Source organism: Streptomyces sp. NPDC008121 (assembly GCF_042957155.1).
Classification (GTDB): Bacteria; Actinomycetota; Actinomycetes; order Streptomycetales; family Streptomycetaceae; genus Streptomyces.
Genome location: NZ_JBIBHT010000011.1, coordinates 1 through 14,017 on the forward strand (window position 1 = coordinate 1; position 14,017 = coordinate 14,017).

At 67.8% G+C, this 14,017-nt stretch carries 11 protein-coding genes; 4 read left to right on the plus strand and 7 right to left on the minus strand.

Going from position 1 to position 14,017, the window contains the following annotated elements:
* Together ACFZBD_RS31040 and ACFZBD_RS31045 are read left to right on the plus strand one after the other, a co-directional pair.
* Positions 1-2,895, plus strand: a 2,895-nt coding sequence (locus tag ACFZBD_RS31040; protein WP_391146159.1) for an RHS repeat-associated core domain-containing protein, incomplete at its 5' end; no start/stop codon positions are given.
* A gap of 243 nt (positions 2,896-3,138) precedes the next feature.
* Positions 3,139-3,480: an STAS domain-containing protein gene (locus ACFZBD_RS31045; protein WP_391146162.1), complete on the plus strand. Its 342-nt coding sequence runs from the start codon at positions 3,139-3,141 to the stop codon at positions 3,478-3,480.
* A 280-nt stretch (positions 3,481-3,760) separates the two neighbouring features.
* Here the strand turns inward: ACFZBD_RS31045 and ACFZBD_RS31050 are convergent, their stop codons facing one another.
* The gene (locus ACFZBD_RS31050) at positions 3,761-4,207 is read right to left on the minus strand and encodes a hypothetical protein (protein ID WP_391146164.1); all 447 of its coding nucleotides are present in this window, start codon (positions 4,205-4,207) and stop codon (positions 3,761-3,763) included.
* A 658-nt stretch (positions 4,208-4,865) separates the two neighbouring features.
* Between ACFZBD_RS31050 and ACFZBD_RS31055 the strand changes: the two genes are divergently transcribed.
* Positions 4,866-5,921, plus strand: a complete 1,056-nt coding sequence (locus ACFZBD_RS31055; protein WP_391146254.1) for a serine hydrolase — start codon at positions 4,866-4,868, stop codon at positions 5,919-5,921.
* A gap of 271 nt (positions 5,922-6,192) precedes the next feature.
* On the opposite strand, the gene ACFZBD_RS31060 is transcribed toward ACFZBD_RS31055, so the two are convergent.
* Positions 6,193-6,627 (minus strand): peptidase inhibitor family I36 protein, encoded by a 435-nt coding sequence (locus ACFZBD_RS31060; RefSeq protein WP_391146166.1) that lies wholly within the window; start codon positions 6,625-6,627, stop codon positions 6,193-6,195.
* A gap of 573 nt (positions 6,628-7,200) precedes the next feature.
* Between ACFZBD_RS31060 and ACFZBD_RS31065 the strand changes: the two genes are divergently transcribed.
* Positions 7,201-7,428 (plus strand): hypothetical protein, encoded by a 228-nt coding sequence (locus tag ACFZBD_RS31065; protein WP_391146169.1) that lies wholly within the window; start codon positions 7,201-7,203, stop codon positions 7,426-7,428.
* 711 nt (positions 7,429-8,139) lie between these two features.
* Here the strand turns inward: ACFZBD_RS31065 and ACFZBD_RS31070 are convergent.
* From ACFZBD_RS31070 to ACFZBD_RS31090, 5 genes are all read right to left on the minus strand, one after another.
* Positions 8,140-8,661: a VOC family protein gene (locus tag ACFZBD_RS31070; RefSeq protein WP_391146171.1), complete on the minus strand. Its 522-nt coding sequence runs from the start codon at positions 8,659-8,661 to the stop codon at positions 8,140-8,142.
* 75 nt (positions 8,662-8,736) lie between these two features.
* The gene (locus tag ACFZBD_RS31075) at positions 8,737-10,107 is read right to left on the minus strand and encodes a tryptophan 2,3-dioxygenase family protein (protein ID WP_391146175.1); all 1,371 of its coding nucleotides are present in this window, start codon (positions 10,105-10,107) and stop codon (positions 8,737-8,739) included.
* Complete coding sequence (locus tag ACFZBD_RS31080; RefSeq protein WP_391146178.1) at positions 10,104-11,339, minus strand: beta-ketoacyl synthase N-terminal-like domain-containing protein; 1,236 nt, start codon at positions 11,337-11,339, stop codon at positions 10,104-10,106. The genes ACFZBD_RS31075 and ACFZBD_RS31080 overlap by 4 nt, the downstream gene beginning before the upstream one ends.
* On the minus strand, positions 11,336-12,652 hold the full coding sequence (locus ACFZBD_RS31085) for a beta-ketoacyl synthase N-terminal-like domain-containing protein (RefSeq protein WP_391146181.1): 1,317 nt from the start codon (positions 12,650-12,652) through the stop codon (positions 11,336-11,338). Before ACFZBD_RS31085 ends, ACFZBD_RS31080 begins: the two co-directional genes overlap by 4 nt.
* Entirely contained in the window at positions 12,598-14,010 is a 1,413-nt protein-coding gene (locus ACFZBD_RS31090) for an FAD-binding protein (RefSeq protein ID WP_391146183.1), read from the minus strand. The genes ACFZBD_RS31085 and ACFZBD_RS31090 overlap by 55 nt, the downstream gene beginning before the upstream one ends.
* Between the last annotated feature and the right edge of the window lie 7 nt (positions 14,011-14,017).

Genomic DNA, 14,017 nt, shown 5'->3' on the forward strand with positions numbered 1-14,017 from the left:
TCGGTGTCGCAGGATGTGGCGGTCACCCCGTCTTACGGCACGGCGGGTGCGGTGGAGAGCACCACCCTCACCCCGAAGGACACCGCCGCTTTCCCGGGGGGGCCGGTCACCGCCACCAGCCCCCGCGACCTGACCGGCGCACCCGTGGTCAAAACCCTCACCCCCGGACAGGACCGTGAGGCAGGCCGCTCGGGGACCACTGTGGTCCGCGACGCCGCCGGCCGGGTGAGTGAGGAATACCGTCCTGACGGGAAGAAGACCGTGTTCTCCTACACCCCGTCCGGACAGGTCAAAGAGGCCGTCTCCCCCGGCGGCATAAAGACCTCCTACCGGTATGACGACAAGACCGGCCACGTCCTTGAAGTGGCTGTCACCTCCGCGGACGGGAAGACGACGGAGAAGACCGGCTACAGCTACGACCCGCACACCGGCGCCGTCACCGAAGTGTTCAGCCCCGGCGACCGGGACGCCACGCTGATCAGCTACGCCTATGACGCCGACGGCAACACCACCTCCGTCACTTACCCTGACGGCAAGACCGTCCGGCAGGAATACGGCGACCACGGCCTGCTGGCAAAGTCCACCGACACCGCCGGGCTGACCACCTTCTACACCTACCACCCTGACGGCACCATCCGCGAGGCCGTCCAGCACGAACGCGACGACAGCGAAAGCCCGGTCAGAGCGAAGGTTGCTTACACCTACGACGGCCTCGGCCGGATCATCAAGACCGACCGCGGCAACGGGGTGGTCACCGAAACCGAGTTCACCGGCGCCCACCAGATCCGGCACGAGAAAACCACCCGCGACGGCCACCTGGTCACCGAGGCCGCCTACACCTACGACGCCCACGGCAGCCTCACCCAGCGCACCGACACCCGCCCCCAGGCCGGCCCCGGCGGTGCCCCCGGCCCTGCGGTGACCACGACCACCCGCTACACCTACGACGCCTACAACCGCCTCACCGGATCAGAAATCCTCGGCGCGGGCGGGGAAAAGCTCACCACCAGCCGCTATGAGCTGAACGTCTCCGGCGACGTCGTGAAAACCGAGACCACCCCCCACACCGGAGACCAGGCAGGCAAGACAGAAGTCACCGGGCACGGCATCGACAACAGCGGCCGGCTCACCACCCTCACCGTCGGCGGCCGGGAACACACGCAGGCTTTCGACACCGACGGCAACCTCACCACCGCACACGACGGCACCACCTGGACCTACAACCTCCACGGCCAGCCCGCCACCTCCACCACCCCCGACGGCACCCACACCCGCTACACCTACTGGGCCGACGGCACCCGCGCCACCACCACCGAAACTACCGGGAGCCCCGGGACGGCACACGGAAACACCAGCGGTGGCGGAACCGGCAGCACCACCACGGCCCCGCAGGAACACACCACCCGCCTCTACTACACCCCCGACGGCACCATCCTCAACGACACCCACACCAGTGGGGGCACAGGTGAAGCAGGCACCGGTACAGAGGATGCCCCTACAGGCGAAAACGGAGGCGAAGGCTCTCAGGCGGCGGTGACGGCGTCGTATCTGATGGCCGGCACCCGCCAGGCCCGCACCCTCACCGGCCAGGGCGCAGACACCGCCTCCCCGACCGGCGCCGGATACCTCATCCAGGACCGGCACGGAAACACCACCGCCCTCACCACCAGCGACGGCCAGGTATCCCAGGCCTGGCAGTACACCGACTACGGCCAGCACACCAGCCCCGGCAGCCTGCCCCAGACCCCCGGCAGCACAGCCGGCACAGCACCGGCAGGCCCGGCCGGTGCCGCACGTAATCCCTTCACCTACGCCGGCGAATACACCAGCCCCGACGGCACCCAGTACCTCAAGGCACGCCTCTACGACACCTCCACCGGACGCTTCACCACCCCCGACCCCGCCCCCCAGCACAACCGCTACCAGGCCTTCGGCGCCAACCCCGTCACCAACATCGACCCCGAAGGCACCACCGAAATCCCCGACTGGGGCGGCTACCTCATCATGGGCCTCACCCTCGCCGCCGCCGTCATCACCACCGCCATCACCGTCGCCACCGCAGGCGCCGGCACCCCCCTCGCCATCGCCCTCATCGGCGCAGCCCTCGACCTCGCCTCCACCGCCCTCGACACCGCCGCCATGGCCACCGGACGCACCCAGATCAACGACCCCCTCAACATCGCATCCATCACCCTCGGTACCGCAGGCCTCACCCTCGGCGTCGGAAGCGCCCTGCACAAACCGTTACGGAAAATGCTGTCCGATGCCAGTAAGGCCGCAAAAGCAACCAGAGAGACAGAGAAGGCAGTGGCACGCATGGAGGTGCGGATCAGAATTAACTCCGGAGTCGAGGAAGCTGGAAACGAGTTTTTCATGCTTCCGGAAACCGGAGGTGGAGGTTTTGGCAGGCAAGCGTGGGCAGCGATTAGACGAGGGACGAGAGAAAGGGGGATCTCGGGTCCGTGCCAGGTGATAGCAGCAGCCCTTGTCTCCACGTTCTCCGGGGCGGGAGCCCGCCCGAGGAAGAGTGTAATGGTCACAAGTAAAGATCTGATGGATTTCGGGGAACGCACCCTGGTGAGGGGAGGGAGCGAGCGCGACGTTCTTACGGCTATGGAATCACAGCCAAAGAGAAGGCTATTCGCACTCGCGATGACCCGCGAGAAACCAGACGGTATATCCGGGCATGTCGAATTAATATGGAAAGGGAAGGATTACACTGCACGCAATCGCATATTCAAGACTGCGGGCGGAGGCTACGCCGCCCTGGGATCACTCCCAAGAGAGTACTCCCACGGACTGCTATCGCCCCCGCAATACTGGCTTATTGACACCGGAATTGAAAAGCTCCCGAAGGAAGACTTCCGGGCGGCAATTCTAGGGAATGCGGTATAGCGCAGGAAGTTTTACTGGCGGCGTATCGCGCGGGCAGGCCGGTCTGGCGCTCTGGGCGCGTGCGTGACACGCTCTTGGATAGAGCCTGGGGCTGACGGGGCAGCCCCAGCGCTGCCGACGGCCCTCCCGCGAGGTGGACGCTCGGATGGTCCCAGTCGTTACTGCATCCGCTCGTGTGCCAGACCGTTCCCGCGATACTGAGAAAGCGCCCGCGGCGGACCTCGATCCGAACGGCGGACAGCCATGCACTCCCTCCACATCGACGTCACCGCACAGCCTGGCCGGGTTGTTGTGACTGTGGCCGGCGAACTCGACACGTCCGCATGCCTTCATATCACCGAGGTCACCGACGCCCTCGACATACGCGGCCAGACACTAACTCTGGACCTGTCGTGTGTGCCCTTCATGCACTCCAGCGCCCTCGACATGCTTCTTGACCTGCGCCGCCGCGCTCGCGCCGAGGGCGCGACGCTGGAACTGTTCGGCATCCCCGCGCAGGCGGCACGCCTGCTGGACAGCACCGGCACGCGCCACCTGTTCACCGTGCGCGCTCCCACCTGGCCTAGTGACTCCTCCCCTTCCTGAAGGACTCCGTTGGAGGAGGGGGTGTCCCGCTGTGCCTGGTTGGCGTTGCGACGGATAGCCCGGCCCGTAGAACGTGAGTGCCCCGACGACGTCGGCGTGCGCTGGCGGCCGCAGCTAGCGGCGAGCCGATGGCATGGTGCGGGCACTGTTGCCTGGCCGGACGGAAGGCGTAGAACCTACGTCCAGCCGCACCGGGACCCGCCCGCGCACCTTACCCCTCCACAAATACCCCGCGGCCGGGCTACCGGGCGGCTTTCGGCACCGGAGGTTAAGGAACAAGCTAAGGGATGAGCTTGCTGACGGAGGCGATGAAGTCGCCGTCCCACGGGTTGAGCGGGTCGCCGTACATAACCAGTATGAAACGCTGCTCGGAGGTAAGGCGGAAGCCGACGTCACGCCAGTTCTCCACAGAGGGCTTCCCGCTCATGGGAATTACACGGTTCTCCAGGACGTCGAGGAGGTAAAATTCGCCGCCGGCGCAGTTCTGCGGCTCGGACCAGAGCTCGTAATTCGCGGTGGTGTTGCTCTCCGGCCGCTCTGTGCGGTAAATGGCCGCAATGTCTGTGAGGGCGTAGCCCTCGTCCGTGGTGATGACGTGCTTCGTTTCTATCGCGCAGGCAGGAGCTGCATGGGTGGCGGGGACGGCTTGGGCTGCCTGGACGCCCAGCGTGCCGGTAGCCGCGACAGCTGCGACAGTTGCGGCGAAGGTGGCCAGCTTGTGTGTCATCCGCATGGGCACCTCGTTGTATTCGTGAAGTGAAGGGCGCTGTCCCGCCCGAGACGGCACTCTCTTTGCGGCGGCATCGTGGCACGTCCGCTTTTCGGCTTTTCCACCGGACTATTTTCCACAGGTCCTTGCAAGGTCGGGTTGATCTTGTGCGGCGGCTGGTAGGCGGGTATGTGCCGTTCGGGCGTGCGGGGCCGGGACTTCCCTGCGTTGTACAGGCGGTGGATGTCCTCCGGCATCCCACCGTTCTGAATTCCGGCGAAGGTCACCCGGTATGTCATGACCAACCTGCGTACGCGAAGGCGCTGCCTCAGCTCACCGGCCGTACCGCCAGAGCAATTTCGGGTGCCGGCCGTACGTGCCCGGGCAGCCGGAGCCGGGCGCGTGGGCGGTTGCGGTCTTTCCGCCTGGGGGCGGGTACTGTCCCCGCTTGCGGGGACAAAAGCGGGGATACACCGTTGTATGACAGCGGCAGCGCAGTACCGGGTGGTGCCGCGTACCCCCGTGAGGTGGACACAGTATGCGACCCCTGCTCCGCAGCACCGCTGTCCTGCATGCCTGTGCGGTCCGCGCCGCGGCTGTGCCTGTGGCGCTGGTTATGGCAAGTGGTCTCCTTACGGCAGCAGCGGGGGCAGAGGAGACGCCGGGTGTGGACCGGATGCTGCAGCAGCGGCTGCGTGAGCTGGTGAACGGGCCTCAGGCACCGCCGGGAGCTATTGCGGTCCTGGACCGGAACGGAAGTGTCCAGGTCTATCAGGCAGGGACGGCGCAGCGCGGGACCAAGCAGCCTCTGCGTACCGGTGACTATATGAGGATTGCCGGCATCTCGAAGGCGTTCAGCGGGGCGGTGGCTCTGGGGCTGGTCAGCCAGGGCAGACTGGGGCTTGACGATACGCTCGGCAAGCGCGTGCCCGCTTTGCCGAAGGCGTGGCACCAGGTGACGCTGAGGCAGCTTCTCAGCCATACAAGCGGGCTGCCCGAGTATTCACAGTCGCCCGAATTCCAGCGCATCTTCGGTGAAAACCCCCGGCACACTTTCAATTCACAGCAGCTTCTGAAGTTCGCCGCAAAACAGCCTCTCCGGTTCCCGCCCGGAACGAAATACGCTTATTCTAATTCGGACAATGTGGCTGCTGCTCTGATCAGCGAAGCCGCGTCAGGGGCCCGCTACGATGCCCTTCTGAAGAAGTATGTGTACCAGCCGCTCGGCCTGAAGAACACAAGCCTGCCGTCCGGATACCGTATTCTGCATCCTTACATGCACGGCTATGATCCCGCCGATAGCGGTTCGGGGGCGCCTCGTGATGTAAGCGAACTGTTCTCCATGTCCGGGCCATGGGCGGCCGCGGGCATGGTATCCACTCCCCGGGACCTCACCGCTTTCATCCGCGCCTACGCCAGGGGCAGCCTGCTCAGCCCGGCGATCCGCAGCCAGCAGCTGGCCTTCGTCCCGGGCAGGAAGGCTGACACCCCTGGTCCGGGCGCCAACGCCGCCGGCCTGGGCCTGTACCAGTACACCACCCGGTGCGGGACGGTCTACGGGCACACCGGAAGTCTTTTCGGCTATACCCAGCTCGCAGCGGCCACACCGGACGGGAAGCGTTCCATCACGTTCACTATCACCGCCCGGGCGAATGAGAACACCAGGCCCTCCATTCTGAAGAAGCTCCGGCAAACGCAGGAGGAAGCCGTCTGTGCCCTGCTGCGGGGCTGAGGAGAGCTCACCGCCGGGGCAGCAGGCCTTCCGGAGGCGTGGCCGCTGTCCGGTCTCAGGGTCCAGTGCCCGACAGTTTCAGCAGAATGGGTGCGGACTGCTTCACGGACGGGCGGGCTGGTTCCAGCTCGGTGACGGTCTTCTCGGCCGTCGCCTTGTGGCGGGACGGATGGTCACCTGGCCGCGGTGCGCAGGGCTCTGCCCGTGCCCCGGGCAGCAGCCGCGGGTACGCGCCGCCCGGCGCCCTTCCCCTTCAGCGCGGGGGCTCTGGTCAACAGGATGATACGGACGACGCCAGGTCGTTCTCATCCGCGGCCACCGCAGAAACGTCGCTTTCCGGTCTCATTACACGGGCGATCCCCGCAAAATTGGGGTCGGGGTACCAGCAGTACCGCTCGGTGCTCATGTTCCGCCACGACGACATCTGATCGTCTATACCGAGACTTCCGCCCAGGTTATTCAGATCGAACCCGGCCCGTACAGCGATTCCTCCGCCCAGAAAATTGATTTCCCGGTAGAAGCATATATGCTTCGGGAAGCAGGACGTCTGCGTGACAGGTATGTGAAGCACTTCGGGTGAGGCCGCAGTCGAGGCCGGGGCAAGGAACATACCTGCGACAGAAACGGCTGCAGCAACGGAAACCCTGAAAAGGGTCACGGATCCCTCCGGATGAAGTCGTTTGTGCCGGAATCCCGGCAAGGTCATTGTGTATTCACCTCGGCAGGGAGAGCGACGCAGGTGAGCTGATGGAGTGAATTCAGCCGCTGTCTGCTGGTCAGGCAGCCGGCTGGCCCGGCCCGTGAAAGGCCGGGCTGAGATACCGGCCGTCCTGCTGGCCGGCGGGCAGACCCCGATGGGGTGGGTGGGCGCCTGGCGCACGCCTGCAGTCCGCACTCCGTTGTTGTGACATGGTGTCAGCAGCGCCCGGCAGCGGGCCGCGTCACCGCTGATACGCCGTCGGCGGCCGGGGCGCGCGGCGGGCAGTGTCCGCAATCGCGGCACCCACGCTGCTCCTCGGGAGAGGGCTGCTGCGGCCCCGCCAGCACTGGCTGGGCCTGCCCCGGTGTGTCATCAGGGAGCCGGCCGGTCAGACCTCACGCACAGCGGGTGCGGCCGGCAGGGCATAGGCGGGCGCCACCGGGGCCGCGGCACAGGCCGGGCAGCTCTGCTGCAGCCTCCTGCAGGCACAGCGCAGTGCCTGCAGGCCGGAGAATGGGCTGCTGTGCGCGGGGGAGCCCGCCGTGGCGGAGAGGCGCCGGCGGCGGGATGGTGGGGGGGATGGCAGCACTAATCATGGTGGACGAGCCCTCGGAGACTGGTGGGCGGCGGGTGAGTGTGATGCGCCAGGGCCGTGAAGAGTGTTTGGGGACGGCTTTCTCCGATCACGACGTGATCGTCTTCCTGCAGGCGGCGGGGCTGAGCGATCCGGACGAGATACTGGATGATCCGCGCTGGGTCCAGTGGCTCGGGGGCCGGGTCTGGAATCCGTCGCATCGCCGGGGCTGAAGCATGAGGGCGGGGGCTCTGGCATCCAGAGCCCCCGCACAGGCGGCCGCGTGTCTCCGTCGTGACAGAGGTGCACCTCACGCGTCCGGCCTCTATAACGAGTGGTCTGCTGCTGTGTTACGCCCGGCGGCCGGGCGGGGCGGTCGTTCAGTGCGGCAGTGCTGGGCCGCTTCTTACCGGACAGCAGCGAGGACGGCCCTGCCCCGGTGGCAGGGGGTGTTGCGGAACTTGTTCCGGCCGGCGGATGCGGCCCTCTCCCGGCGGGCAGGATGCTCAGCGTGGCGGCTCTTGCCGGCCGCCGGGAGGTGAACGCGAAGACCCCCGTCCCGGGTCTGCGGGATGCTTCCCGGCTTGCGCAGGCAGCCGGCCGGCCGGGGCAGAAGGGCCCAGGGGTCCCGGTGCTTCTCATGTCATTCCTCTTTGCGGTGCCTGCCAGCCCGGGAGCACTGGCAGGCAGGCCTCTCCCCCGTGCCGCAGCAGGGGCGCCGCCCTTCGCGGCGCGGGTCAGGACCGGCCGGGGACTGCCCGTGCCGGGGCCGCCGCTGGTGTGCTGCTCAGGTGCTGGCCGCGGCGCCGGGGAGCGGTCGTAACGGGCCGGTGCTGCAGAGACGCAGGATGCGCGGGCCGGTTCGCGTGTACGGGCTCTCCGGCGGGCGGTCAGGCCCCGGAAAGCGCCCGGATTCTGCGGAGAGCGGCTGCCGTTCCCGGGGGTCAGGTCTGGGCGGGAGGCACGGGGGGCCAGTCTTTCACCAGCCATCCGGGCAGCGGTTCGCCCGGCTGTGTCACCGGCAGGTTCTCGTCGTGGTCGTCGCGTCCCTGGGCGAAGATGTGCACTGCGTCGGGGATCTCGTAGTAGAACTCCAGTACGTTGCCGTCGGGGTCTTTTACATACATGCTCCGCTGGTTGACGTGGTCCGAAGCGGAAAGGATCTTGACGTTGCGGTCCTGCAGCAGCTGGTACATCTGGCGCATCGCGTCCCAGCTCTCCATGAGGAACGCGATATGCACGAGGCCGATGTGGTCTTCCCTGGGCTTCTGTGCGTTTTCGGGGTCCGGGTGCCGGGCCAGGTCGAGGTTATGGAAGTCCTCGCCGAGGGTCATGAAGGTGCAGACCTCCGGGTGGTCCGGGTCGTCCTCCATGATGCGCATGCCGAGAATGCTGCTGTAGAAGTCGCGTGATCTGTCCAGATCTGCGGTGCGGAGCAGAACGTGGCCGAGCTTTTTGATCAGCATTTTCTCACCGTCCTGGAATGATTGGTGCGGGATCTGGTGTGCTGAGGGGGCTGGCTCCGGGCCCTGGCTTTGGTGTCAGAGGTAGTCCCGGGCGCGCCACAGTGCGGGGAACATGCGTCCCCAGTTCAGGGTGTGGGAAAGGAAGGGCCGGCCGTCGGCGGGGCCGTCTGGGCGGCCGGACATGCCAAGGCCCCGGCGCTGGCCGCCCATCATCCGGTCGACCATGCCTATGTGCACCACTCTCCAGGTGTCCCATGCCTGTTCCAGGTCGAGCAGTGCGTCCATGAGCGCCAGAAGTCCCGGGAGGCCGGGGGGGTCCTGGTTGGCGCGTAGCAGGGAGGCCAGGCGGGCCGCTACGGCGTCCTGGGTGCCGTCGCCGGTGAGGGACTCTTCAGCCAGCCGTGCGAGCAGTTCCTCGTTGAGTGAGGGTCTGGCGTACTGGGCGGCCAGGTCCGGGGTCATGAGGCCGTATCGCCCGAGCCTGGCGAAGAGACGGTCATCCCGGATGAGGGAGAGCTCGAAGGCCCGGAACTGCACGCTTTCGGCTCCGCTTCCGGTGCGGAGTTCGGGGCGGAACCGCATGTATTCTGCCGGCGTCATTGTCTGCGGGATTTTGATGCTTTCCACGAAAAGCCACATGGTGCCCGCCAGACGTGCGGCCAGGGATGCCGCCTGCACGAGGGAGCAGTTCCCGCGCAGGTGCCGGCGGAGTTCCTCTACGGCGGCAAGGGCAGCGTGGAACCACAGTTCTGGCCCCTGGTGCGCGGTCATGAACATCAGCGGGTCGTTGACGTCCGCGATGCTGGCGGCGGCGGTGCTTGCAGAGTGGTAGCGGGCCAGTGTGTCATCGGCGGCAGCGAGCAGTGCTGTGATGTCGATGAGCTGGGTTATGCCGAGCTCCGGCCGGGGGCCGGGCAGGGCGCGCAGCACCCGTCTGAAGCTGTCCTGGAGGCGGGCGGCGGCGGCTTCGGCCCAGGCGGGCGCTGCGGGCGGTGTGCTGGCGGGGAAGAGTGTGCTGATGGTCTGTTCCGGGTCCACCTGGAAGGTGAGGGCCCAGATGTCCGGGTCGGTCCGGCTGAGGAGCTCTGCGTGGCGCGTGAGGAGGTCGTCGACGGTTCTCAGGCGTCTGCGGAGTTTGGCTGTGCGGTGCTCGTCGCTGCAGGAGGTGATGAGCTGCAGGTCGCGCTGGCGCAGTCTCCACCACAGGGCGGCCGAGGCCAGTCCGCAGATGAGGAACTGGTCGCTGGCGGTGCGGCCGGCCGCGGTGGTGCTGATGACGCGCTGGGGCTGGATGTACTGGCAGTAGTCGCTGGTGCTGGTGCCGCCGCGCAGGCTGTGCGGGCAGGCCGGCGCGGGACTCGGCTGGCCGGGGCGGGGGGCTGGGGCTGGCGGAGTGGGGGCGTCCGGGTCTCCCCGGCTGGTGGAGGCGGTGTTGTGTGTGGTCATTTCTGTTCCTTTGGTGCTGTTAGTGGTGCGCGCACGGTTACGGCGAAGCTGAGGCCTTCATGTGAGTGGGCGAGGACCGCGGCGGTGCCGGAGCGGAGGGGCTGGCGCTGGGTGACGAGGGTGATGCCGAGGGCGGGGTCGGGTACCAGGGCTGGTGCGCAGGGGGGAAGTTCGCCGTGGCGCAGGGCGAGCAGGGCGCAGGCCAGTTCGGTGGGGAAGCTGGCGCCTTGCAGGTGGCCGTAGAGGGATTTCGGTGTGCACAGGGGGGTTGCGGGGGCTGCGGTGCCCAGTGCTGTGCGGATGGCGTGTGCTTCGTTCTGGTCGCCGTGAGGGGTTCCGCAGCTTTCGGGGAAGACGGCGCCGATCTGCGGGGGTGCCAGGCCGGCCTGGGTCAGGGATGCTGTGAGGGCTGTGGCGGTTCCGTCTGCGGCGGGCGTGGTCGTGGCCATGGCGGAGGATTCGATGGTGCCGTAGATGCGGGCGCCGCGTTGGCGGGCGTGTCCGGCTGATTCGAGCACGAGTATGGTGCTGCCTTCGCCGAGTACGGTGCCTGTCCGCTGCCGGTCGAACGGCAGGTAGGCGGTGGCAGGGTCGTGTGAGGGTGCCAGGCTGTCTGCTGCGCCGTGGAAGGCGATGCCCAGGGGGGTGAGGGAGGCTTCCGAGCCTCCGGCGAGGACGACATCGTTGCGCCCGGAGAGGATTGACCTGACGGCCTGGTGGACAGCGCTTGCCCCGCTGGCCCGGCCGGCGGCGTAGGTTCTGCTGAACCCCCGCAGTGCGTGCCGGATGCTGATCTGTCCCAGCGCAGCGCCGGCGAACCAGCCGGTGCCCACGCTGCGGCCCATGGCTGGTGCGCTGGTGCGGTACAGGCTGTCCAGGCCGTTTTCCAGGTCTGACCAGCTTCCGGATCCGATGCCGAGGCTGACGCCGCAGCGCAGCGGGTCGTGGGCGGCTGCTTCCAGCCCGGCGTCGCTGAGGGCCATGGCGGCGGCGGCGAGTGCGAACTGGGCCAGGGGGCCGGTCTGTGCGCACTGTCTGGCTGTCATGAACTCGTGTGCGGGGAATGCGTGGATCTGGCCTGCGACGTGTGCCGGGCTGAGGGTGTGGTTGAAGCGGGTGAGGGGGGTGATGGCCGGTTTTCCGGCGAGGACGGCGCGGAAGAAGGGTTCTGTTCCGGTGCCGCAGGGGTTGACGATGCCGATGCCGGTGACGGCGACTGCGGGGGTGGTCATGCTGTGAGGTTCTTGGTGCTGGCCGAGCGCAGGACGGCGGCGGAGTGGTAGCCCCCGAGGCCGCTTGCGGTGATCAGGGCCGTCTGGATGTCTGCGGGGCGGGCGTGGTGCGGCACGTAGTCGAGGTCGCAGTCGGGGTCGGGTATGCCGATGTTGATGGTCGGGGGCAGCATCGCCCAGCGCATCGCGCCGGCGGCGGCGATCACGCTGTGCAGGTTGGCGGGGGCGTGGGCGTGTCCGAGGACTGACTTGACGGAGATGACGGGTGTGCCGGGTGCCCGGGGGCCGAATACGGTGTGGAAGGCCCTGGTTTCGAATACATCGTTCTGCCGGGTGCCGGTGCCGTGGGCGAAGACGCAGTCTATTTCGCTGCTGTCGGTGGCGGCGTCGTGGAGCGCGCCGCGTACTGTCTCGGCCATCGCTGCGCCGTCGGGGGGCAGGTGGGTCATGTGGTAGGCGTTCATGAGGCTGTGGAATCCCGTTATCTCGGCGTATGCGGGGCGCTGGCGGGTGCGGGCGTGTTCCATCTCCTCGATGACGAGGCAGGCGCTGCCTTCGGAGACGACGAATCCGGACCTGTCCTGGGAGAAGGGGCGTGAGGCGCCGCGGGCCGGTCCCGGGTAGCGGGAGAGCACGCCGAGGGCGTCCATCATGGCGCACGGCAGTTCGCTGAGCAGGGAGTCGGCGGCTCCGACGAGCATGACCGGTGCTGTTCCCTCGCGGATCAGGTCGACGGCGAGGCCGAGGGCGTCGAGGCCGGTGCTGCATCCGGTGGACAGCGCCAGGCAGGGGCCGTGCATCTGGCGGGCCCGGGCGAAGCTGGCGGGGATGTGGTCGATGGAGACGGCGTTGTAGAACTCCGGCCGGGCGCGGTGTCCCTGCAGGGGGGCTTGGCCGTTGTCTGTTGCCCGCTGGTATGCGTACTGCACCTCGCAGATGCCTCCCAGGGTGGAGGAGAAGATGTAGCCGGCGTCGTGCAGGTGGGGCAGTGCCGCGTCTGCGGCTGCCATGGCGGAGCTGGCCGCCGCCAGGCGCTCGAGCCTGCTGTGGCCGGCTGCATCGTCAAGGGCGGTGCTGCTGGCTTGGCTGAGGGGGGCGCTGACGGTGCTGGCGAGGCCGAGGCTTGCCATCCGGGGGTCCTGGCGCACCTGGGAGTTTCCGGAGAAGACGGTCTGCCAGAACTGGGTCAGGCCGGTTCCTCCGGGAGCGAGCATTCCTATACCTGTGATGACAGCGCGCAGGCGGTTCATGTGTGCCGTCACCGCCGGGGCAGGATGTTGGCGTTGTGACGGAAGAGGTTGTCCGGGTCCCATGCGGTCTTGATGCGGGTGAGGCGTTCGTACGTCGGTTCGCCGTAGGAGCGCCGCACTGCGTCGGTGTCCAGGTTTGCGCTGATGTTGAGGTAGCGGCCGGTGCCGGCGTAGCCGTCGATGACATCCATGGCGGCGTGGATCCAGTCCCGGTTGGCTTCGTCGTCGGCCGGGTCGTCCCACATGGCGTCCATGTAGCACATCCACACCGCTTCGCGGTGGCTGAAGGCTGTGGCGTGCCAGGGCACGCGGTTGGCTGCGGCGCCCAGCCGGGTGAAGGCGCAGTAGGAGTGTCTGGAGGGAGGGTTGCTGGCGTGTTCGAGGAATCTGCGGGCCATGGGGTCGGGCAGGTCTGCCAGGAAGGCTGTGGAGGTGTAGGTGCGGCGGCCTGAGAGGTTGGCGGGGTCCAGGATGGACTGCAGCTGGGTGTAGGGCATCGGCTGGACGCGGTCGGCCAGCGGCTGGCCTGCTTCGCGCATCGGCCTGAGGATCCTCTCCCCCTTGGCCAGGTCTGGGCCGGTGTAGATGAGCAGGAGGACGGCGACGGGCCGGCTGTGGAGGTGCGCGGGGACGAGCGGTTCGGCGGGAGGGCCGGGGAGGTAGACCGAGCCGCTGACCTCGGCGGGGGCGTTCTGCATGAACTCGCGGTAGTGCTGTACGAGTTCTGCGGCTTGCTCCATGGGGTAGCTGACTCCGCCGGCGAGCACGTCACCGAGCTCGTGCAGGCGGTAGGTGAGCTCGGTGACGGCCCCGAAGTTGCCGCCGCCGCCGCGAAGCGCCCACATGAGGTCTGGGTCGGAGTCGTCGCTCACCTTGATGACATTGCCGTCCGCGGTGACCAGTTCGGCGCTGGTGAGGTTGTCCACGCACAGTCCGTGCAGGGAGGACAGCCAGCCCTGGCCGCCGCCCAGTGTCAGTCCGCCGATACCGGTGTGGGTGATCCGTCCTCCGGGGGTGGCCAGCCCGTACGCCTCGTTGGCTGCGTCGACGGCACCCCACAGGGCGCCGCCGCCGGCGCGGCAGAGCCGGCGCTGGGGGTCGACACGGACATGTCCTATGCGGGAGAGGTCCATCACCAGGGTGCCTGCGACGGCGCGTCCTGCGACTCCGTGGCCGCCGCAGCGCACCGAGAGGTCGAGGCCCTGCTCGCGTGCGAAGGTGACCGCTGTGGCGGCGTCCTGTGCGTCCAGGGGCTGTGCGATCAGCGGGGGCCGGTGCTGTACCGCGCCGTTGTGGGTCTTGCGTGCCTCGTCGTATCCGCCGGCGCCGGGCCGCAGGAGCCGGCCCCTCAGGCGGGCGGCGAGCAGGTCAGCCTGTGCAGGGGATATGGGTTCGGACTCGTCGGCAGCCCACGTTGGCATGCCCATC

What these genes read in the sequence shown, in the direction of transcription:
- ACFZBD_RS31065 (WP_391146169.1), top strand. Translation starts at nt 7,201, where the DNA reads ATGGCAGCACTAATCATGGTGGACGAGCCCTCGGAGACTGGTGGGCGG.
- ACFZBD_RS31045 (WP_391146162.1), top strand. Translation starts at nt 3,139, where the DNA reads ATGCACTCCCTCCACATCGACGTCACCGCACAGCCTGGCCGGGTTGTT.
- ACFZBD_RS31050 (WP_391146164.1), bottom strand. Translation starts at nt 4,207, where the DNA reads ATGACACACAAGCTGGCCACCTTCGCCGCAACTGTCGCAGCTGTCGCG.
- ACFZBD_RS31080 (WP_391146178.1), bottom strand. Translation starts at nt 11,339, where the DNA reads ATGACCACCCCCGCAGTCGCCGTCACCGGCATCGGCATCGTCAACCCC.
- ACFZBD_RS31090 (WP_391146183.1), bottom strand. Translation starts at nt 14,010, where the DNA reads ATGCCAACGTGGGCTGCCGACGAGTCCGAACCCATATCCCCTGCACAG.
- ACFZBD_RS31070 (WP_391146171.1), bottom strand. Translation starts at nt 8,661, where the DNA reads ATGCTGATCAAAAAGCTCGGCCACGTTCTGCTCCGCACCGCAGATCTG.
- ACFZBD_RS31085 (WP_391146181.1), bottom strand. Translation starts at nt 12,652, where the DNA reads ATGGGACCCGGACAACCTCTTCCGTCACAACGCCAACATCCTGCCCCG.
- ACFZBD_RS31060 (WP_391146166.1), bottom strand. Translation starts at nt 6,627, where the DNA reads ATGACCTTGCCGGGATTCCGGCACAAACGACTTCATCCGGAGGGATCC.
- ACFZBD_RS31075 (WP_391146175.1), bottom strand. Translation starts at nt 10,107, where the DNA reads ATGACCACACACAACACCGCCTCCACCAGCCGGGGAGACCCGGACGCC.
- ACFZBD_RS31055 (WP_391146254.1), top strand. Translation starts at nt 4,866, where the DNA reads ATGCTGCAGCAGCGGCTGCGTGAGCTGGTGAACGGGCCTCAGGCACCG.